General features: G+C 58.6%; 1 pseudogene. It reads left to right on the top strand.

Annotated elements, in window-relative coordinates:
• Positions 1-239, top strand: a pseudogene (locus tag GHO03_RS24995) (electron transfer flavoprotein subunit alpha/FixB family protein); the annotation flags it as partial.

Genomic DNA, 239 nt, shown 5'->3' with positions numbered 1-239 from the left:
CAGGGCATTGGCGCTGTAGCCGAAGCAGCTGCGCAGATCGCTGGTGTGGCCAAAGTTCTGGTTGCTGATAACGCGGCTTACGCCCATCAGTTGCCGGAAAACGTTGCGCCATTGGTTGCAGAGCTGGGTGCTGGCTACAGCCATATCCTGGCCGCTGCCACCTCCAACGGCAAAAACATCCTGCCGCGCGTTGCTGCGCAACTGGACGTTGATCAGATCTCCGAGATCATTTCGGTGGT

This window comes from Pseudomonas sp. FSL R10-1339 (assembly GCF_009600545.1).
In the GTDB taxonomy this organism is placed as follows: domain Bacteria; phylum Pseudomonadota; class Gammaproteobacteria; order Pseudomonadales; family Pseudomonadaceae; genus Aquipseudomonas; species Aquipseudomonas bubulae.
Note: the sequence above shows the minus strand (reverse complement) of the source record. Positions and strands in the feature narration are given on the sequence as shown.